Below are 20,259 nucleotides of genomic sequence, written 5' to 3'. Positions count from 1 at the left end.
ATTTTTCTTTTATATGCTACTTAATCGATCAGTTTCGCACGCCAAACCCGAGCCATGTACTCCTCAGTCGGGAAGTTAGGGCACACCAGCAGCTCTTTTTCCGACGAATGACGACGGCGTACTACTGCGGTCTGTGGTTATCGACTCGTCTCTCTACCCTGCATCGCCGACCGAAGTGCACGCACTTCCGTGAGGATTGCTTCCCACTGGTCGAGAGTTCCGGGAATCGATTCCGGTGTCGAATGCTGGTCCACTATCGCCCGAACGTCACGTGAGTTTTCGATGCTGTCGAATCGAATGCGTCCGCCTCCTGCCGCTTCGATTTCAACGGTACCGTAGTCGAGCAGTGACCCGCGGATCCCTTGTCGAAAACTGCTGTTTTGAACCCGATCTACGGAGAGGCGTTGAACGTTTCGGGAAAGAACCCCCGTCTTTCGGTACAGTGCACGGTCAGTGACGACGAACCGTGTGTTCGACACGATGAGATACGAGAGGAGGGGAACCGAGACGCCGAACGGGACTAGAACGAGTACTATCCGCTGACCCGTAATGACGGTGACGGCGAGTGTCAAGACGACGAGCACGATGCCGACCAGTACGGCGGGGAGGACGGTCGCCACTCTCGGTCTTCCTCGCCAACGCACCGTCTCTCGATCGTCGAGAACGAGCCAATCGTCCTCACTCATCGCCGATCATCTGCCGTTCGATTCCGTGTCGTATCCATCGTGGTTGATTCATTTCCCTCGACTAATTCTCGAATCGCTCGCAGCTCGACCAATATTTCGTCCAGGATGGCTGCTTTGTTGTCCCCTTCGGTATTCGGCCCGTCTCGTTTCTTACTCCGTTCGTTGATCAGCGACTGCAAATCCTGGGGGTCGTCGATATCGTCGAAACTCATCTCGACCCCACTGCCTCCAGCGGTGCTGATATCGACGGTTCCGTAACCGAACTGCGCGCCGAAAAAGCTCTGGCGGTAGGACGTATCCTGTACCTTGTCGAACTCGATACGCTGGACGTTTCGCGAGAGGACGCCCGTTTTCTTGTAGAGCGCCATATTCGTAACCACATAGTTCGTGTTCTGATACGAGAGATATGCGGAGGAGATGATGACGAGTCCGACGACGACGATGGAAAGCGGGACCCCGACCACGAATGCAGGAACGAGGCTGTAGCTGTGCTGTTTGCCCGCCCACAGTATTTCCTCGCCCTCGTCCGCGGAAAACCAGTCGAACGATTCGTTCATACTCCATCGTCAAACCGGGAGGAGATAATTGTTCGGAGCGTTAGATGTAACGACCCTGCTGTTAGTGTAACTCGACTGTTCTAGCGCTGACGACTACTGTGTACCCACAGTAGTCGAATTCAACCGAAATATGCCTGTTGGGTCGCTCCTGATCGGAACGAAAGAGGCTGTCGAGCGCGTCCGGTTCGATATGGTCGTACAGCGGACTGTCCAATTGGAACTCCGTCCCCTCTTCCGCAGTGACTGCTCTAATGACTGCTTCGCTCGCTCGTTCGTCGGGGCGTATCGTGTAGAATTGTGGCGGTTCACTCGTGGTCATTGCTGGTGTCTCTGGCATCGGCGTGTGATTCGGTAGCATCTGTTGCCTCACTCGCGTTGTCTGCAACCATTCGCAACGATGTTATATTTAAATCCCCGTCAGACGCTCTTGAAATTGTTGGTCCACTACGATTTCGATTACTGACCCATCCTTCTTTTTTGATAACTCATCTCTGTGTCTATTTAGGGTATATTTATATTGAATAAAGACGCGTTTACTGTATGGTAACCGGGCTTACAGACGACGATTTCAGGCAAATAAAAAAGTTCGCACAGACGCCACGTCACCAACGAACACCGGAACTCCTCTGTTCAGCAGTTGTGCGGGAGGCCGAAGATGTGACTGACTCGAATCAGTCCAGCTCCGAAAAAAACCGGCCGTGAAAATCGAACGGGATCGCGTGTGGAATCCGCGCTCTCGCCAGTTCCGTGAATGACTCGCCATCCAACACTACGAGCCACGAACGTTCGTCCGAAACATCGAGCATGACGGAGAGAACCACACCTTCATCTTCCGTTTCCCCTGTCCGTCGGGGAACGAAAATCGGTTCGCTGAGGTTGTTCTCACCATCACTAAACACCGTGACGGCACCGGTTTCTGTGTCGATTTTTCGAATTTCTCGCGGCCACTCGGCCATTGGCTGCTCCGTCCCTTGTGCGTAGATATATCGATGCGCCTGACACCACCTCGCCGGTGAAACGGTTGGCAATGCAGTTCCATCACTGAGTAATTCGCGTTCGATAGTCGTCTCCCCCGAACGGCCCGGATGGACACGAAACCGTTCCATTCGCCCGGCAAACACATCGAGTTCACCCGCCCGAAGTCGGTCAAGATAGAGTGTGTCGATCGCGAGCGCGTCGGGAACGGTTTCCAGGTCGATGACGAGTTCGTTGTCTTCTTCGTATGCGTTGGCGTGGTGAAATCCGAAAAACCCCCCTGTCCGTGGCTCTCCGACGACTTCGCCACGGTTTCGGTCGATGATAATGAACCGGGTTCCCCGGTCCGGTTTCCACTCGAAGTTTTCGATAAACGGCCCCTGTTTCCCAGGACGAAGCAGATCGAGGGGGTTTACCACGAATGGAAATTCGGTCAGAACGACGTAGCTCGGCGTCATCGCGAAGCTGTGCATGTACGCTGGTTCCGAAACGGGTACCGAACAAATGTGGTCGCGCTCCGTCGGAGCGGTCATCGAGTAGACGTGATACTGACTCGTCCGACCGAACTCGATTTCGAAGTTCACCATCTCTCCCGTCTTGGAGCTGCGTCGCATATGGGCGCAGGCGAGGTTTCCAGATGGTTCAGGCCCCTCGTACTGAACGTAGCCCCTCGTCGCCAACGATTCGGGGTCGAACGCAACCCATCTGGGTGTTTCTGTCAGGGCGAAATATCGCCCACCGAGACGCTCGGCGATAATGTTCGTATTGTCGTAGGGGGCATCGAAGAGATACCGTTTCAGACGGTCGAACAGCGTGGTCGTTCCCGTCGCAAACCCACCCTCGAAGGAGCCATTTTGGGCACGCTCGTACGCTTCGGTACGAAGAAACCGGTTTCGATACTGCACCTCTCCGTCACGGAACCTGAACTTGTGAAGCATCGCCAGTCCATCGAACCAGTGTTCGACTCCCACGTCGCCGATTTCGAACGCAGCGGGTCCGTTCCGAATGAGACTTCCGGAGAGCCAGTTCGGGACGGTCCCCTCTATTATCAGGTCCGTCACGATCTCGTCGGTAAGCGAGTGAAAACCGAGGGGTTCCTGTGGCTCCATTCTTCGATACTGCGACTCGATGATACCTAATCCTTCGCCCGTGTTTTTATCTGCAAATCAATACAATCTATCACGTTGAATCGTGCTTACATTTTCGTCCGACAACCGAATTTTTAGGGTATCACCCATACTGATACCGATATGAACCACGTTTTCGTTATCGGTGGTACCCGATTTATCGGTCACCACACCGTTACCGAATCTCTGAACGATAACTATCGTGTGACGCTGTTCAACCGTGGCTACCATTCGAATCCGTTCGCCGAGAACGACGACGTCTCCTACATCGAAGGGAACCGAACGGACGAAGATGCCCTTCGAAACGCGGCGAAAATCACCGACCCTGATATCGTCGTGGACTGCGTCGCGTACCATCCACAGTCGGTCGCCAGTGCCACCGATATTTTCGATGTTGCCGATGCCTACGTGTACATTTCGAGTGGGTCCGCCTATGCAGAACCGATGATTCCACAGCGTGAAAACGAGGCGCCACTCGAACCGTGTTCCGACGAACAGGCGACGGACGATTCGATGGAAACCTACGGTGCCCGAAAAGCCGAGGGCGACCGCGAGGTGTTCTCCGCCGCGGAACGTGGCGTTAATGCGATGACTGTCCGTCCGTTTCTCGTCTACGGACCGTACGATTACACCGAACGAACCGACTATTGGACCGACCGCGTAGCAAACCACGACCGTGTTCTCGTTCCCGGTGACGGTGACAGCCTTCTCCATCGTGTATACGTCGAGGATGTTGCGAGCTCGATTCGAACCGTCGCCAAATGGGGACCCCTGGTGAAGCGTAGAACGTCGGTGACCGACAGTTGATGATACTCAAAGGTTCGCTTTCACGAATGGCTGCAACACTCGATACCGAACTCGAAATCGTTCATGCGAGCGAGCGCGAACTCGCTGATTACGACCTTTCGCCTACTGATTTTCCGCTCTACACACCAGTTCCATTCGTCGGAAGTACGAGTAAACTGACCGCATTGGGATGGTAATCGACACCACTGGAAGAAACGATCCGACGAACGCTTACCGACCACCTCGACAGTGGCCGGACCGGTCGCAAAATCGGTCCCGTCTCCGATCGAGTCGATCGATTTCTCGAATCGGTCGAATAAAATCGGTCTACAACAACGCTCTTTTAGTCTTCTATCGTTGGTCGATTATGGCAACTGTACTGGGAATCGTCCGTCCAGATGGGGCCGTTCTCGCCGGTGACCGACGACAGACGGACAGTAATACCGTTACATCGGAGGTGGTACAGCGAGTGTTCGACTACGATTTCGCCGGATGTGCGGTCGTGGGCGAGGTCGGTTCCATCGATGAGTTCGACCGCCGATTCGGTTCCGAACTCCGAACGTATCGAACTGAGCACGGCGAACGAATGTCGCCCGTTCGTGTCGCTCGCACCGCAAGCGAAATCGCCGAGGAAACGGGTATCGATGCGCTCGTCGCGGTTCAGGATGGGGATGGGTTGGTCTCCCTCCACGAGGTTGGAAGTGACGGACGAACGTTGGAAACCGAAACTGCCGCCCTCGGAAGTGGCTCTCCCGTCGCATTCGGGTTACTCGACGAGGCGGAGACGGACGACAATTTGGACGCTACCGAGGCGCTCGTCCGGCGGACGCTGCACGCCGTCGCCGAACGAACGACGGATACGGGAACCGATATCGACGTGCTCAGGATCGAACGCACGACCGGGTAATCCGCGAAACGAGGACATCGACTATGAACATCGACCTCTACGAATCGCTTTCAGGCCAGATCGCACTCGTTACTGGTGCGAACCGAGGCATCGGCGCGGAAATTGCGGAGGGACTTGCAGCCCACGGTGCGACGGTATACGCCGGAGCACGAAATCCCGACGACGTGGCGACCAGCACGTCGTCAGTCGTTCCGATTCGACTGGATATTACGGACGAATCGACGATTCGAAACGTCATCGAGACGATCGGGGAGGACCGAGGACGACTCGATATTCTCGTCAACAATGCCGGTGTCTACGGGCCAACTGGACGGCTCGGGACCATCGATACCCCGAATATCGAAACGACACTCCGAACGAACCTCCACGGGCCGATGATTCTGAGCAGACACGCGCTGACCCTCCTTTCGGAGCGAGCGGGTGTCCGAATCGTGAACGTTTCGAGCGGTTCCGGGCAATTCAGCGGCGGCGGTATCGATGCGGGTCATCTTCCCTACGGCGTATCGAAGGCGGGTTTGAACGCGTTTACGAATTCCCTCGCATCACAGTATCCCGGCCTCCTCGTGAACGCCGTCTGTCCGGGGTGGGTTCGAACCGAGATGGGCGGATCGGGGGCCCCTCGAAGCGTCGAGAAAGGGCTGAAACGCCTGTTTGGCTCGCTCGGTTCGAGCGATCAAATCCGACCGGTCGCCTGTGGAGAGATAAGAAAATCGTCGAATGGTGATTCCGGGGAGTCACTCGTCCGAGAAGTCTCCATCTATTATAGATCGACAACACGTTCCTAGAATGGTTCCCGACAACTTCCGGCGGGCTTGCTCTCTCCACTATCGGTTCCATCGTCGGTCTTGGTGGTCTTGCTGTCGCTGGTGTTTCGAGCAGCTCAGTCCTTTCTGGTGCTGCTGTCGGTTTCAGTGCGTTCGAATCCGATTCCGATTTCGACTAGCCGATGGCACGCTATGACGCCGCAGGTACCTGCTACAACCCGAACGCGACCGGGCCGAAAGACGATGTCCGAGAGAAATGGCGTCGGACCCCGAGTGGGTTTTCCGGCGGTACTGCCTCGCCGAGATCCTTTTCGCGGTCGGGAAGGGGTTGGTCGCGCTCGATTCACATACCGGTTCCATCGAATTCGTCCACGAAGGTTCCTATCAATCACCTCGGTGATGAATCGTCATCGAAATCTCCGACTTCGGTCGGGCGGTTACTGTCGCCATCAAGTCGAGTTCCGTCTCCGGTGTGAGTTCCATATGGTACTGTTGATAGATAGTCGCAAGCAGGAGTCGCGCTTCCAACATGGCGAATCGGTCGCCGATACAGCGGCGTGGACCCGCCGCGAACGGGAAGTAGGCGAGTTTCGGAAGTGACTGTTCGAACTCGTCGGTCCAGCGTTCCGGTCGGAACGCGAGCGGGTCGTCGTACCATCGTGGGTCACGGTGAACGACCCATTGGTTCATCTGTACCGTCGAACCGGCGGGAATCTCGTAACCGCCGACGATATCCGGTTTGACCGGTTCGCGGATGATTCCCGGCACCGGTGGGTAGAGCCGCATCGATTCTTTGGCTATTTGTTCGGTGTAAGGCAGTTCGGAGAGGTCTTCCATCGTCGGCGTTCGTCCGTCGAGAACGCCGTCCAGTTCAGCGACGAGTTTCCTCTCGACTTTTGGATGCTCACCGAGCACGTACATCGTCAGTGTCAGCGAGAGGGCAGTCGTTTCGTGTCCGGCTAGCAAGAGGGTCACGACCTCGTCTCGTATCTGCTCGTTAGTCATCCCGTTCCCATCGTCATCGGTGACCTCGAGTAGCGTGGAGAGAACGTCCTGATCGCCCGGATTGGCTCGCCGTTCCTCGATGAGTTGATAGACGACGGTATCGAGTTTCTTTCGAGCGTCCCTTATTCGTCGGCGCGACGGCGTCGGGATGCTCGGTGGAAGAACCATATTTGCGAGGCTTTCCGTCGCTTCCATGAACTCCTCGAGAGATTCGGCGATTGGTTCAACGTGCTCGTCGATATTGACGCCGAACAACGCGCGAGCGACGATTTTCAGCGTCAACGTCATCATATCTTCGTGGATCAGTCGCGTTTCGCCGTCTTGCCACGTGTCCAGTAGCTCCTCGGTCAGCTCCGTCATCATCTCCGCGTAGGCTTCGATCCGACGCGGATGGAACGCGGGCTGAATGAGATGGCGATTTCGCCGCCAGACGGCACCTTCGCTGTTCAAAATTCCGTTACCCGTCATCGGGCTCAAGGTACCCTGAAAGATGTCGCCTTTGACGTAATTCTGATTGTTTTTCACGAGGACGTGCTCGATATAGTCCGGATGATTGAGCTGGTACATACTCCCGTGTGGCTCCTCCATATACGCGATGTCGCCGTACTCACGTGCCGTACGAGTCATGAACCCGAACGGGTCTCGAAGGAATGCCAGTCGAGTTCCCACTATTGGGAGTCCGCTGGGACCGGGCGGCGTCTCGTTCGTGATCGGTGGAGTGTCGCTACTCATTCTAGTTTTTCCATGACGTCCCTTCCCTCTATCTCTATATCCGACTATCCTAGGCGTATTTATATGCCGGCGGATGCGACGGGAGGTCATGAGGTCTGCAACGGTCGTACTGACGTGGAATGAGGTTCAGGTCCACCCCATCGACGAACTGCTCGCGGAAAACGAGACCGTGATCGTCGAAGCGATTCGGTATCTGAGTCCCGTTCACGACGGAATGTATGTCGAACTGCTCGAGTTACGCGGCGATCTAGACCACGCACGGGCGTTACTGGACCATTCGCCGGACGCAATCGAATACGATGTCGTCGGAAGTGGGGGGCGCGGTGTGGCGTACCTCCAGTGTCGAACCGCAGGTCTCGTCGATGAACTGCTCTCGATACTCCACGAACACGAACTCGTGCTCGACTGGCCGATACGGTACATCGACGTCGGTAGTTCGCGTGGGATTCAACTGACTGTCCTCGGTACGAATTCGGCAATTCGACGGGCCGTGAGTGACCTTCCCGACGGGATTACCCTCCGCCTCGAACGACTGGGTGAATACGAACCGAGCGCGGGAGAACTCTCCTCGATTTTGACGGACCGTCAACTGGAACTGTTCGAACTCGCCGTTCGTGAGGGGTATTTCGAAGTTCCACGTGAGACGACGCATCGGGAACTCGCCGAGAAACTGAACCTCTCTACCGGGACTGTGAGCGAACATTTCCAACGAATCGAAGCGAAACTGGTCGCTGGCTACGTCGATTAGAACAACCGTTTCCGAAAGGCAATTTATTTATCTTCTGTCCGCGGCAATTTCTGGTATGAACAGAGCACTCGCTGTCGTTGAAGCATCCGAATCGGCAAAAGAACTCGTTCGGGAAGCGGGCGAACTCGCTGACGGTGTCGGGGCGAGCCTCGTTTTACTCCACATTACGAGCGACGAGGAGTACGAAAACACACGAAAGTCACTGGAGGGGATCCCGAATCTCGAGACATCCTACACTGCTGGTCAGGCGTTCGATGGTGCCCAGCAGTTCGCAGAGGATATCGGCCGGGAGGTTCTGGAGGGTGTCGATATCGAATACGAAGCTGTGGGCCGTGTCGGTGACGAACGCGACGAGATCCTCAACATCGCCGAGGAGTACGGTTGCGACCACGTCTTCCTCGCCGGCCGTAAACGCTCGCCGACCGGGAAAGCCATCTTCGGCGACAGAACACAGGCCGTTATCCTTGATTTCGACGGTGCAGTCACCGTCGTCACCGAATAGCGGCGATTCGAATCACAATTGGTAAGATGATAATCCAGTGACAATTCAACTGAATGTGGGACGTTTGCTCGGTAGAAAGCCGGGTTTAGGGCCCATAAACCTGCCCAAAAGACGAGTTGTTCAACCTCTGCCGGGCCGAACGTCGCCGACACGCGATTTCCATCATGGCCGAGGTGGAGGACTCGATACTGATGCGAACGCTAGTCGATGAGGTGACGGTTCGGGAGTTCGGTTCGAATGCGACCAGTAACCAACGGACGACCGTCTATACGACATTCTAACAGCAGCATATTTCGGTGCTCGAGGACGCTGGAGTGCTCTTAGCACCGGACGGTCCGAGCAAAACGTTGTACCCGGGCGAGAATGCGGAGCCGATCGCCGAACTGCTCTCATCCGTGGACGATCTTTCGACGTGATACCAAGTATCGTCACTGTTCACCGTCGACCGCAGCACGTCGGCTACCAATCTTCATCGAGTTTCTTGCGCGCAATTAGATATCCCGCGTGCGTTCGCCAGCTGTGTCCGCTCTCGACGTGTTTGACATGATATCGCGACCCACAGGAACCACACCGACGCTTCGCCGGTCGCTTGACCGCTTTCGACGCACGATATCGGCGTGCTTCCCGATCACAGGAAGAACAGCATAGCCGAAGTCTGGCATCCGAAAACGACCGGCAGTGTCGTGGTGCGTCGAGTTCCCGTGCTTTCTCGGCAAATCGCCCTCCGTGTCCCGACTCGCCGAACTGCTGGAATTCCCACGCGTGTGTCAGCTCGTGACGTATCGTACCGGTGAACTCCTCCCAACCGAACGAACGGTAGGCGCTCCACGTCAATCGAATCGTGACGTTTCCGGTTCGTCGGTTGTAGATACACGCCCCCGCACGCCGAACCGCACGGTCCGAGCACTCCCAGTCGATCCCCGACAGGTCAACCTCGATTGGAACGGTCCTAGCATAGCGTTCGGCGGCAGTGAGCAGTTCCTCGCGCGTCGTCGGCTCCATTCGTCGTGGCGTTCTCACCGATGCGTGATAACTGCCCCTCTTGCATCGGTTCGACTCTCACGGAGGTGTTTAGATGTTGAACGAGTAACTGTATCATGGGGAAACTAGCATGAGCGTGTTCACTGAAAGGGAGATCACATACTTGAACGAGCAACGGTTGGGGCGTCTCGCTACCGTCGGCGCGAATACCCAACCACACGTCGTCCCCGTCGGCTTTCGCTACGATGCCGATGATGACGCGATCCACATCGGCGGGCGCAATCTGAGCGAGACGAAGAAATTCCGCGATGTCGAACACGATCCGCACGTCGCCTTCGTCGTGGACGATTTGGCCAGCATCGACCCGTGGCGACCGCGTGGCATCGAGATACGCGGCCGTGCCCGAACGTTCGGTGAAGGTGGCGAGCGATTCGGACCGGGTTTCGGTGCGGCATGGATACGTATCACCCCGAAACGAATCATCTCTTGGGGGGTTTCTGGCGATTCGGACGGAACCGCGACGGGCCGGACGGTGTAATCCGGGTCACCGCGGACGTCAGTCGAGTCGTTCCATTTCGTCGGAAGAAAGGTTGATGGCGGCGGATGCGATGTTTGCGTGTAGATGTTCCACGCTCGACGTGCCGGGTATCGGGAGCGTAACCGGCGAATGGTGGAGCAACCACGCGAGCGCGATCTGACGCTGAGAGGCGTCGTGGTCGTTCGCGATGTCCCGTAACGCGTCAGCTTTGTCGCCCAAGTCACCCGCACCGAGCGGATACCACGGGATGAATCCGATTCCGGCATCCTCACAGGTCGAGAGGACGGCTTCGTGTTCCCGGTTGGCGACGTTGTACTGGTTCTGTACGGTCGCGATTTCGACGATATCGCGCGCAGTGTCGAGTTGGTCGATGTCCACGTTGCTCACCCCGATATGTTCGATCTTTCCCTCGTCTTTGAGTTCCGCGAGCGCGTGTATCGAATCCGAAAAGTCCACGTCCGGGTCGGGACGGTGCAGTTGGTAGAGGTCGATGCTGTCCGTTCCGAGGCGGTCAAGACTCCCTAGAACCGCATTTCTGAGGTAATCGGGCGTGCCGTTGGGAAGCCAATCGCCGCCGTCGTTCCGGAGGAGTCCGCCTTTCGTCGCGACCACCAGATTCTCGGGATACGGATGCAAGGCCTCTCCGATGAGTCGTTCGCTAACGCAGGGGCCATAGGAGTCCGCCGTGTCGATGAAATCCACCCCGAGCGAGACCGCTTCGTGGAGGACTCGATGTGCCTCCTCCTCGTTGTCGGGTCGGCCGATGATATCCTCTCCGGTGAGTCGCATCGCACCGTAGCCCAGTCGATGGACGGTCATGTCGCCACCGATGTCGAACGTGTCGCTCCGGTTTTCGAGTGCCATATTGGATGGTTGTGAAGCTCCGAGTAACGTCTTGTGGCAAACAATGTAGGGTGTCTGAAACTGTTAAGGGACGACGCGAAGAATGGCAGTACTTATAAATTCTTTCCGAACATGCCTGTTAGTATGTCACAGGAAGTCGCGGGACTCGACGATGAATCCGGTCTCCCGCCCGCCGTTTGGGAGGCCCTCCAGACCGTCAAGGCGGGTTTTCTGAGCACCGGCCTGATGTTGTTTATCTTTCTCATCGCGGAGGCTGAAACTCGATTCGCGCTCGGTGTCCCTGCCGCTATCGCGGAATTCGTCCGGATGCCCGGCCAGTTGTACCTCGGATTCGCCGTCTTCGTCTTCGCCGGTGTCATCGTCTGGCCATTATTGTTCGCGGCCATCGACGATAATCTCAGGACGATTCCGGGCGGTGAAGACGTCGGCATCCGCGGTATCGTTTTCGCGCTGATTCTTTGGGCTGCTTTCCTGCTGTTGGGGTCGGCAGGACTCCAACTTGCCGGGCCGTTTTTCGTTCTTTACCTCGTCTTTACCTTACTCGCCCATCTCGCGTACGGCTACTCGCTCGGTATTCTGTACGCACGATTCACACGGCAGCCGACCACACGTTGAGGACGGCTGTGGTGGCTTTCTAGTCGAAGACGGACCTCAAGTATCGTCGGCGTTTGAGTGGTCCCGAACTGGATGTATTCTGAAGTGAATTTTCAACGGCTGTCGGGACGGAAGGTAAAAGCACCTTGTTCCAGCAACCAGTGGAGGTATTCGGAGTGTGACGGAAGAACTCGTATGGCAGAACTTGAAGCCGAGTTCGAGAAAAGCCGGTCGGACGTCGCATCGTACCTCCGTGAGTTCGCTGACAAACTGGACTCGAACGGAACGCTTCGTTCGGGGACGAGCGGTCGAACCCGAAGGTCTGAAGAGACGACCCCTCCGACCGACACGACGGACGACGATTCGTCGCAATCGACCGAAACAAGCGATCAAGAAAAGGTGACGATACTCGTCGGGAACGACAGCGCGACCGTAAACCCTCCCGAGACGCTCTCGTTTGGTGTCGCTGTCGATTCGGACTCGTCACTGATGGATTCGGGTGCTGAGGAAAGCGTGAGCTTTACGCTCCGATGGGCCAGCGAAGAGGTCCAGGAAGACGACGAACTCAGCGTTCACTGACGGTCCGCGCTGTCGCCTCATGCGTCCGAGAGCGTCGCCGAGCCGAACGGAACACCGAAATCGTCGCACCAGATACTCACGCCGTTGTACAGTCCCGGTTTGAAATCGGCGGGGAGCCGTTGGATGAACGTACCCTCTTTCGTGCTTTCGCCGCCGTCAGCTCCGCCGTCGATCCGGACTTTCGTTCCGGCCGCGATGTCGGTCTCCGTTTCCGGGTTCTCGGACGGAGTCAGATATACGAACACGTCCGGGCCTTGCGTCTGTTGATACGATTCGAAATACAGGAAGTAGCCATCACCGTCCTGATACAGCGTAACGGTCCCGGACACGCTGTGGGCGGCGTCCGCGCCGCTGAACGCTCCCGTCTTGATGACCTCTGCATCGGCTGGGATGGACGCTTCGGTTACCGTCGTGGACCGTTCAGGCAAAAAGATGTCGGCGACCACTGGACCGCCCACGACTACGACAGCGAAGGCGATACCGATAACCGCGATTTTCGTGGAAGTCAGCCGCATCGCATCTCACTCCCTATACGACTGAGTAAATAATAAGCGAGATGGTTAGTTGCTCACCGTCGGGTGATTGGAACCATGATTATCACATTGGTTTGCACGATAATCGGCGTCATCTATATCATTACGTTATTTAACCGTCGAAAACTTCTACTCTAGTCGCTTTTCGAACCACTGCCATTCGCCCGAGAAAAAGCCGTGCTCTTTCAGGTTCCACACGTCGGCGTCAGTGACGACTGGCCCTTTTCGGAACGACTGCAACATGTTCCACATCCAGACGAGCGTCCCTAGCGCGATGATGACTGCACCGACGGTGGCGAGTTGTTGAAGGAATTGGAACTCCGCCGGATATGCCGCATATCTGCGTGGTAGCCCGAGCATTCCGAGCACGATGAGGACGTTGAAGGTCACGGTCACCCCGATGAACGTGAGCCAGAAGTGAACCCGTGCTAACGTCCTGTTGAACATCCGTCCCGTAAAGAGTGGGAACCAGTAGTAGACGGCGGCGAACATGGCAAACGGAATCAATCCCATGATAATAAGGTGGAAGTGGCCGACGACGTAGTAGGTGTCGTGAAGCACCAGATCCACCGGAATCGACGCGAGGAAAATACCAGTCACGCCGCCGATGATGAACGTCGCAATCGACCCGACGCAGAATAGCATCGGTGCTTCGAGGCGGACGTTTCCGTTCCACATCGTCGTAATCCAGTTGAACACCTTCACCGCGCTCGGAACTGCGATCGCTACCGAGACGGCCATGAAACTCGCCCGGATTCGCGGGTCGATTCCCGTGGTGAACATGTGGTGCGCCCAGACGCCGAAGGAGAGGACGCCGATGGCGAGCGTCGAATAGACGACAAATTTGAATCCGAATAGCCGCCTGCTCGCAAACCGCGGGAGGATGAGGCTGACCAATCCCATCGGCGGGAGAACGAGGATGTACACCTCGGGATGGCCGAAGAACCAGAACAGATGTTGCCAGAGGATGGGCCCACCACCGTCGAGGGCGAAGAAGGTAGTTCCAAAGGTACGGTCGAGCAGGAGCATAATGAGCGCGCTGCCCAAAAGCGGGAACGCGAAGAGGATGAGCCCTGCCTGCGTGAGGAACGTCCATGACAGGATGTCCATCTCGGCCCACGCGACTTCCTTCTGTGTGAATGTTGTCGCGATGATGTTTATCGCGCCGATGGTGGTGCTAACCCCGGATAGATGCAGTCCGAGCAGCATCAAGTTGATCGTGGGATTCGGCTGCTCCGCCGAAAGCGGCGTGTACATCGTCCACCCCGTCTCAGGCGGTTTGAGCTCGAAAAACGGCTGTGCAGCTGCTTGCCCCAGAATCGGCTGGATTATATGCCCTCCCACGTCGGAGATGAGGCCGAATCGAACCAACAGCAGGGCAGGCGGGAGGAGCCAAAACCCGATGGCGTTTAGCCTGGGAAATGCCATGTCGTCGGCTCCAAGAAGGAGGGGCAGAAAGTAGTTCGCAAACCCGAACAGTACGGGCGTAGCGAAAAAGAAGAGCATCGTAATTCCATGCATCGTAAACAGACCGTTGTATGTCTCGGCGTTCCACACGTCCACCTGTGACGTGAACAACTCGGTCCGAATCATCATGGCGTCGGTACCACCCCAGAAGAACGCTAGTGCACCGAGTAACAAGTAGAGAGCACCGATGTCCTTGTGATCGACGGTCGTTATCCATCGAATGAGGCCGGTCGGTTTGCCGTAACCGGACTCGAAGCCGGTGACGTACCCCCCGTCAGCCTTGGCAGTCGGGGTTTTTGTTTGATAATCTATCGAACGTGACAGCCAGAGTGCGACCGCTACCAGTGCGATTCCGAGTCCTGCACCAGCGGCGGCTTCACCGAAGAGGTTCATTGTGATCGAATACGCGATGTCGTCGAATGCTGGCGATAGTCAACGGGCAATACAGGTTCTCACCTCGACGTTAGGACGGACGTCTCTTAATCCTCCGGGCCATTCCCATGGAGTGAAAACGGGCAACTACCGCCTAGTTGGCGTCCCGAAGAGGAACGCCGACGACAGGGTGGGTCGTCTGGGTGAGCACTGATTGGGTGATACTGCCGAACAGTACTTTCTGGGCCGGACTCCGCTTCTGGCTGAGGCCGATGACGATTTCGTCGGCATCTTCCGCATCCGCGAGCGTGAGAATGTCGTGTGCTGGATCGCTGGCTCCGGTGTTCTGCTCGGTCTCGACTGTGACCATCCCGGCCAGTCGCTCCTCGAATACAGAGAGCGCTTCCTTTCCATCACGGACTTTCTCCTCGTCGTTTCCACCGTGAAGCGAGTTGAGAACGGAAACCGTTTCGTCCCCGTCGAGTCGCGACTCGAGGTACTCACAGATTTTTTCGCTCGTCTCGTCGCTGTCGGTTCCGACGACGATGTGCGTCATGTGCGGAGAGAGAGCAGGGGACATTATAAAGTGGATGGCGGGGGAAATTCCTGCGACTCGGTCACGAGTACAGTTCGACGGCCGAACTTCCACAACTATTCAACCCCGCCACGCCTGACAAAGTCGTATGGACCAGGTCGCATCCCTCGCGGCGGCGATTCGAGGTGCCGAAACCGCGGTAGCACTCACCGGTGCAGGCATGAGCACCGCGTCGGGGATTCCGGATTTCCGGAGCGATTCGGGCATCTGGAACCATTTCGATCCGGAGGATTTTCAGTATCATCGATTCTGCAACGACCCCGAGGGGTTCTGGACGGACCGCGTCGAACTCCATGAGACGATGTTCAGCGGGAACGTCGAACCGAACCCCGCCCATGCCGCCCTCGACGAACTCGCCGGGGATGGGTTCCTCTATGCAATCGTCACGCAGAACACCGACGGTCTCCACGATGACGCGACGGCCGCGGAACTCGTCGAACTCCACGGCAACGCCCATCGAGTCGTCTGCGATTCTTGCGGCCGCCGAACCGATGCGGCCCCAATTCGGTCGCGTGTCGCATCCGGTGAGCGACCACCCAGTTGCACTGAATGCGGCGGTGTATTCAAACCGGACGTGGTGCTGTTCGGCGAACAGTTGAACCGAACCGACCTTCGTCGCGCCCGTGAGCTTTCTCGAAAGGCAGACGTGTTCCTCGCGATCGGGTCGTCCCTTTCGGTCGAACCGGCGGCATCGTTGCCTCGTACTGCCGACAGAAACGGGGCGACCACCGCAGTTATCAATTTGGACAAAACGCCGTTCAGTCCCCTCGCAGACTTCGATATTCGTGGGGACGTAACTGAGGTACTTCCAGAGCTATGTGCCGAAGTGGACTAATTTCGCTTCGAAACTCGACCGACACCTCAGCATATCCCTCATCCTGTCGAACGAACGTTTATGCTGTTGGAAATGTAATGATAAATGGTAGCATATGGCGCCGGTGGAGTACGTCGCAAGCGCCCTCGTGATGGGGTTCTTGCTCACCGTCCTCGGACTCGCCCTTGTTCGAGCGAGGGATTGGCAAAGGTATATCCTACCGAAGCAGCCAGGGGCAAACTGGTCGGATGGCGAGGCCGAATTCGAACTGCTCCGAGCGGTTGCAACGAATTCGACGGTTTGGGTGCTCTCGTTTATTCTTCTCTCGCTTGGCATCGGTGCCGGTGCCGTTCTCTTCGTAAGCGGAACCACCGTTCCGGCATCGCTTCGCCAAAACGCGTGGCTTTCGGTCGTTTCCCTCTCGATTGCACTCGTCGCGGGCTACATCTTTTGGGGAACCTACCAGTCCTCGCGCTACCGAGGTCTGGACAGTGCACAGGCAACCCTCGCAGCGCTCTGGGTGTGGGGGATCCTTTTCATCGTGGCTGTCGTTCTCAAACTCGTGACGGCGTAATCGAGGGATGTCGAGTGACGGTTCAGAGGATCGAATACGACGCCGCGAGCGTCAGCGCGAGCGCGGCGAGCAACCCCACCAACACGACGGCCGTAATCGCCCGTGGTTCGTATCGTAGATGTTGGTAGTAGCCCGCGACGAGCAGTGCCTTCACGAACGACAGCGCGATGATTCCCACGAAGGCGGTCCAGTACGAGAGCCCCGCGAGTTCCACGAGTACCTGCGCGGTCGCCATCACGAACAGCAGGACGTAAACCACCGTGTACAGTTTTGCGTTGGTCATGGTTACAGGATGTAAAACAGCGGGAAGAGGAACAGCCAAACGATGTCCACGAAGTGCCAATAGAGGCCGAAATACTCCACCGGTCGTTCGTCGTCGAGATACGCCCCATTCCATGCCCGCGCGATGAGGTAAAGGACGATGAGTAGCCCCACGATAACGTGAGCCGCATGAAGTCCCGTCGTCAAATAGAACGTCGAGGTGCGCACGCCATTCGACACTGTCAACCCCTCGTGGAACAGCTCCTGCCATTCGAGTCCCTTGTTTATGAGGAAGGCGACGCCGAGGGTGAACGTGAGTGCGAGACTTGCTATGAGTCCGCGCTTGCTGTTCCGTTCCGCTGCGACGAGTGCCAATACGACGCTGAAGCTGCTCGTAAGCAGGAAGTAGGTGTTCACCAATCCGGGCAGCGGGTCGTGAGGAACGGGATGCCAGTCGGTCCACCCGTAGGCGACCCGGATGAAGGCATACGACCCGATGAACGCCCCGAACAACACCACATCCGAAGCAATAAAGATCCACATCCCGAGTTTCGTGTTCTCCACGTCCGCGAACGGCCAGCTTTCATCGAACGACCCTTCAGGGCCGCTGAACTTCTCCCTGGCCATCGAGACGAGGGCGAATCCCATGAGTACGATCCCGCCGCCCAGAATAAGGAGAGACGTCGTCCCGCCGGTAAACTGACCTTGGTCGAACCCTGACAGTCCGAGCAGCGTGAAAAACGCCCCGATACTCACGATGAACGGCCAGATGCTTGCATGGTCTTCGTCGTGGTCGTCGTGCACCGTTTGCATATTCTTGTGTGTGACTACGCCCCCGTCGGTCGCTCCATCCGCACCTCCGGCCTCCAAGGTACCGTGCTCCTTGCTTTCGAATCGGAGTTTTCCATCAGCGAAACTCGGAATACCGGGGAAGTTTTCGAGCGGCGGCGGCGAGGAAATCGCCCACTCGGTTGTCGTCGAATACGACCACGGATTGCCGTCTGCTGGCTCGCCCACGACGAGGCTTTTCGAGAGGTTATAGAACATCACCAGGAAGGACGCACCGAGGACGAACGCGCCCACTGTGGCGAGTTGGTGCCACGGAATGAACGCCGGATCGTAGACGAAATCCCTGCGTGGCGTCTCCCAAGCGAGAAACATGGGGAAATACAGCAGGTTGAATCCGACGAAATACAGCGCAAAGTGGACTTTCCCGAGGAACTCGTCGTATTGCTTGCCGCTCATTTTCGGGAACCAGTAGTAGAGACCGCCGATCAGCGCCGTCACGCCGCCCACCATCACGTAGTGGAAGTGAGCGACCACCCAGTACGTCCCCCGGAACTCGTAGTCAAGGACGACCGCACCGAGGAAAACGCCAGTAACTCCACCGAGAACGAAGAGCAAGAGCGCCCCGAACGAGAAGAGAAACGGCGTAGCGAACCGAACGCGACCCTTTATTGTTGTGTAGATGAGTGCGAACACCATTAGATCGAAGGGAAGCGAGATGCCGATCGTCGTCGCCATGAACAACGTCTTGATCTGGAGGTTGATGCTCGTCAGAAACATATGATGCATCCAGACCGCGAAACTCTGCACAGCAACGAGAATCATCGCTAAAATGAACCATTTGCGCCCGACGAGCCGCCTACCGGTAAACGTCTGGAACGTCTCTGCCATCACCCCGACCGCAGGGAAAAAGACGATGTACACCTCGGGATGACCGAAGAACCAGAACAGATGCGCCCAAAGAATCGACCCACCCGCGGTCGCGGTAAAGTACGTCGTTCCGAGTAGTCGGTCGGAGGCGAGAATGAGCAGCGCGGCGAGCAATGCGGCGAACGCGAACAACATCATCCAGACCGTAAGCAGAATCGTCCATGAAAAGAGTGGCATTCGCCAGAGGGTCATCCCCTCCGCTCGCATTCGATGCATCGTCGTCAGGAAGTTCACGGACGACACGGTTACCGAGGCGACGAACAGCATCAACGCGAGTATCCCGGTTGATGCCCCGATGTTCGGCGTGTAGACTGGAAGGTTGAGCGGCGCGTACATCGTCCATCCGCCCGCTAAACTACCGCCTTGGAAGAACGAGACGCCGAGCAGGATACCGGAAAAGAGGTAGAGCCAGTACGAAAGCGCGTTGAGTCGCGGAAACGCGAGGTCTTTCGCCCCGATCTGGAGCGGGACGACGTAGTTCGCAAAGCCGAACGCGAAGGGGGAAAGAAACCAAAAGATCATGATGAGACCGTGGGTGGAGACCGCCTGGTTGTACGACGTGGCCGAGAGAACTCCCGTCCCCGGCGTCCACAACTGGAGACGTATCAACAGGGCGAGTACGCCGCCAAAGACGAGGAAAAAGAGCGCGGTTATCGTATACAGGATCCCAACGTCCTTGTGATTCGTCGTGACGAGCCATCGCCGGACGGAACTCGTTGGCGGAAAGGCGCCGTGAGTGTGAGGTTCGTCGGTCATGAGCTATTTTCCGTTCTATTCGTCGAGTTGTTCGAAGTGTTGTTCGTAGAATCGCTCCCGGATTCGTTGGTACCATCGTACCAAGACCGGTACTCGTCTCGCTCCATCACGACGACGTCCGCGGTCATATAGGAATGGCCCGCTCCGCAGAGTTCGAAACATCGAACTTCGTAGGTTCCCGTCTCGTCGGCGATAAACCACGTATCGGTCTGCTGTCCCGGTATCGCATCCGTTTTTACGCGTAGCTCTGGGACGCCGAACGTGTGGAACACATCAGTTGATGTGACGGTGAGCTGGACAGTTTTCCCCTCCGGTACTCGGAGCGTAGTGCTCTCGTGCCCGTTCGGGTAGACAAACTTCCAGTTGAACTGTGAACCGACGACCTCGACTTGCATTGCGTCTTTCGCCTCCACCGTGGTGTCGTCTTCGACGTACAGGAGCGTCCCGTACGTCCAAAGGACGAGCGAAACGACAATGATAGCGCTCAAAAAAAACGACAATCGTAGCTTTTTGCTGCCATGGGAGTCGCCCGTCGGGAGTTCACCGAGTGTGGGTGGGTCGAATTCGTGAGTTCCGTTGCCGTCCCGGTATTTGTACGCGGTGAACAGCATATAGCCGATGACGACGACGGTGACGAGAATACCAAGAAGGAGGAACACGCCGAAAATCTGCTCAAACACCTCTGCTCGCGTCCCACGTGGTATGAGTCCGCTTGCGCCGTCATGTAGTGGAACTAGACGACCAAACCCCACCATCCCTAATAATTAATGATCTCTATTTACTTATGTGTTTCGGAGGAAACGTCGGGAACGTTTTTGCTCTTTCC

The 20,259-nt window shown here is 56.8% G+C and carries 22 protein-coding genes and 2 pseudogenes; 11 read left to right on the top strand and 13 right to left on the bottom strand.

The annotated features are described in order from the left end of the window. Positions 1-137: 137 nt before the first annotated feature. From OOF89_RS15380 to OOF89_RS15365, 4 genes are all read right to left on the bottom strand, one after another. Complete coding sequence (locus OOF89_RS15380; RefSeq protein ID WP_266079960.1) at positions 138-686, bottom strand: PH domain-containing protein; 549 nt, start codon at positions 684-686, stop codon at positions 138-140. Then, positions 683-1,243, bottom strand: coding sequence for a PH domain-containing protein (locus OOF89_RS15375; protein WP_266079959.1), 561 nt, complete (start codon positions 1,241-1,243; stop codon positions 683-685). Before OOF89_RS15375 ends, OOF89_RS15380 begins: the two co-directional genes overlap by 4 nt. A gap of 61 nt (positions 1,244-1,304) precedes the next feature. Further along, a complete protein-coding gene (locus OOF89_RS15370) occupies positions 1,305-1,601 on the bottom strand; it encodes a HalOD1 output domain-containing protein (RefSeq protein WP_266079958.1) in 297 nt (98 codons plus the stop codon). Positions 1,602-1,914: 313 nt separating this feature from the next. Further along, positions 1,915-3,327, bottom strand: coding sequence for a carotenoid oxygenase family protein (locus OOF89_RS15365; protein ID WP_266079957.1), 1,413 nt, complete (start codon positions 3,325-3,327; stop codon positions 1,915-1,917). Positions 3,328-3,468: 141 nt separating this feature from the next. Here OOF89_RS15365 and OOF89_RS15360 point away from each other — a divergent pair. The 4 genes and pseudogenes from OOF89_RS15360 to OOF89_RS15345 all read left to right on the top strand — a co-directional run bounded on the left by OOF89_RS15360 (position 3,469) and on the right by OOF89_RS15345 (position 6,202). Next, positions 3,469-4,451 (top strand): annotated as a pseudogene (locus OOF89_RS15360) (NAD-dependent epimerase/dehydratase family protein). A 47-nt stretch (positions 4,452-4,498) separates the two neighbouring features. Continuing rightward, complete coding sequence (locus OOF89_RS15355; protein ID WP_266079956.1) at positions 4,499-5,038, top strand: Ntn hydrolase family protein; 540 nt, start codon at positions 4,499-4,501, stop codon at positions 5,036-5,038. A gap of 23 nt (positions 5,039-5,061) precedes the next feature. Continuing rightward, positions 5,062-5,762, top strand: a pseudogene (locus OOF89_RS15350) (SDR family NAD(P)-dependent oxidoreductase). 296 nt (positions 5,763-6,058) lie between these two features. Continuing rightward, complete coding sequence (locus OOF89_RS15345) at positions 6,059-6,202, top strand: hypothetical protein (protein WP_266079955.1); 144 nt, start codon at positions 6,059-6,061, stop codon at positions 6,200-6,202. On the opposite strand, the gene OOF89_RS15340 is transcribed toward OOF89_RS15345, so the two are convergent. Further along, entirely contained in the window at positions 6,187-7,539 is a 1,353-nt protein-coding gene (locus tag OOF89_RS15340) for a cytochrome P450 (RefSeq protein WP_266079954.1), read from the bottom strand. The genes OOF89_RS15345 and OOF89_RS15340 overlap by 16 nt on opposite strands. Before the next feature lie 88 nt (positions 7,540-7,627). On the opposite strand from OOF89_RS15340, the gene OOF89_RS15335 reads away from it, so the two are divergent. Further along, on the top strand, positions 7,628-8,287 hold the full coding sequence (locus OOF89_RS15335) for a helix-turn-helix domain-containing protein (RefSeq protein ID WP_266079953.1): 660 nt from the start codon (positions 7,628-7,630) through the stop codon (positions 8,285-8,287). Positions 8,288-8,342: 55 nt separating this feature from the next. Beyond that, complete coding sequence (locus tag OOF89_RS15330) at positions 8,343-8,789, top strand: universal stress protein (RefSeq protein WP_266079952.1); 447 nt, start codon at positions 8,343-8,345, stop codon at positions 8,787-8,789. 459 nt (positions 8,790-9,248) lie between these two features. Here the strand turns inward: OOF89_RS15330 and OOF89_RS15325 are convergent, their stop codons facing one another. Beyond that, the gene (locus tag OOF89_RS15325; protein ID WP_266079951.1) at positions 9,249-9,791 is read right to left on the bottom strand and encodes a SprT-like domain-containing protein; all 543 of its coding nucleotides are present in this window, start codon (positions 9,789-9,791) and stop codon (positions 9,249-9,251) included. Positions 9,792-9,900: 109 nt separating this feature from the next. Here OOF89_RS15325 and OOF89_RS15320 point away from each other — a divergent pair, with 109 nt between their 5' ends. After that, entirely contained in the window at positions 9,901-10,308 is a 408-nt protein-coding gene (locus OOF89_RS15320; RefSeq protein WP_266079950.1) for a PPOX class F420-dependent oxidoreductase, read from the top strand. Positions 10,309-10,326: 18 nt separating this feature from the next. On the opposite strand, the gene OOF89_RS15315 is transcribed toward OOF89_RS15320, so the two are convergent. Beyond that, entirely contained in the window at positions 10,327-11,172 is an 846-nt protein-coding gene (locus OOF89_RS15315) for an aldo/keto reductase (RefSeq protein ID WP_266079948.1), read from the bottom strand. Between the two features lie 123 nt (positions 11,173-11,295). On the opposite strand from OOF89_RS15315, the gene OOF89_RS15310 reads away from it, so the two are divergent. Then, complete coding sequence (locus OOF89_RS15310; protein WP_266079947.1) at positions 11,296-11,787, top strand: DUF6789 family protein; 492 nt, start codon at positions 11,296-11,298, stop codon at positions 11,785-11,787. A 174-nt stretch (positions 11,788-11,961) separates the two neighbouring features. Then, entirely contained in the window at positions 11,962-12,345 is a 384-nt protein-coding gene (locus OOF89_RS15305) for an amphi-Trp domain-containing protein (RefSeq protein WP_266079946.1), read from the top strand. Positions 12,346-12,362: 17 nt separating this feature from the next. Here the strand turns inward: OOF89_RS15305 and OOF89_RS15300 are convergent, their stop codons facing one another. The 3 genes from OOF89_RS15300 to OOF89_RS15290 all read right to left on the bottom strand — a co-directional run bounded on the left by OOF89_RS15300 (position 12,363) and on the right by OOF89_RS15290 (position 15,273). Continuing rightward, on the bottom strand, positions 12,363-12,860 hold the full coding sequence (locus OOF89_RS15300; protein WP_266079945.1) for a DM13 domain-containing protein: 498 nt from the start codon (positions 12,858-12,860) through the stop codon (positions 12,363-12,365). 147 nt (positions 12,861-13,007) lie between these two features. Beyond that, complete coding sequence (locus OOF89_RS15295; RefSeq protein ID WP_266079943.1) at positions 13,008-14,738, bottom strand: cbb3-type cytochrome c oxidase subunit I; 1,731 nt, start codon at positions 14,736-14,738, stop codon at positions 13,008-13,010. Positions 14,739-14,871: 133 nt separating this feature from the next. Continuing rightward, a complete protein-coding gene (locus OOF89_RS15290; protein WP_266079941.1) occupies positions 14,872-15,273 on the bottom strand; it encodes a universal stress protein in 402 nt (133 codons plus the stop codon). Between the two features lie 127 nt (positions 15,274-15,400). Between OOF89_RS15290 and OOF89_RS15285 the strand changes: the two genes are divergently transcribed. Both OOF89_RS15285 and OOF89_RS15280 read left to right on the top strand, forming a co-directional pair. Continuing rightward, a complete protein-coding gene (locus OOF89_RS15285) occupies positions 15,401-16,147 on the top strand; it encodes an NAD-dependent protein deacylase (RefSeq protein WP_266079940.1) in 747 nt (248 codons plus the stop codon). Between the two features lie 94 nt (positions 16,148-16,241). After that, the gene (locus OOF89_RS15280) at positions 16,242-16,700 is read left to right on the top strand and encodes a hypothetical protein (RefSeq protein ID WP_266079939.1); all 459 of its coding nucleotides are present in this window, start codon (positions 16,242-16,244) and stop codon (positions 16,698-16,700) included. 22 nt (positions 16,701-16,722) lie between these two features. Here the strand turns inward: OOF89_RS15280 and OOF89_RS15275 are convergent, their stop codons facing one another. From OOF89_RS15275 to coxB, 3 genes are read right to left on the bottom strand one after another with little or no spacing between them, the layout of a single operon-like run. Further along, positions 16,723-16,983, bottom strand: coding sequence for a cytochrome C oxidase subunit IV family protein (locus OOF89_RS15275; protein ID WP_266079937.1), 261 nt, complete (start codon positions 16,981-16,983; stop codon positions 16,723-16,725). Positions 16,984-16,985: 2 nt separating this feature from the next. Beyond that, entirely contained in the window at positions 16,986-19,433 is a 2,448-nt protein-coding gene (locus tag OOF89_RS15270) for a cbb3-type cytochrome c oxidase subunit I (protein ID WP_266079935.1), read from the bottom strand. Then, entirely contained in the window at positions 19,430-20,188 is a 759-nt protein-coding gene (gene coxB, locus OOF89_RS15265; protein WP_266079933.1) for a cytochrome c oxidase subunit II, read from the bottom strand. Before coxB ends, OOF89_RS15270 begins: the two co-directional genes overlap by 4 nt. Positions 20,189-20,259 lie beyond the last annotated feature (71 nt).

This window comes from Haladaptatus caseinilyticus, from assembly GCF_026248685.1.
Taxonomy (GTDB): domain Archaea; phylum Halobacteriota; class Halobacteria; order Halobacteriales; family Haladaptataceae; genus Haladaptatus; species Haladaptatus caseinilyticus.
The sequence above is the reverse complement of the archived record's forward strand: the minus strand, read 5'-3'. Positions and strand labels throughout refer to the sequence as shown.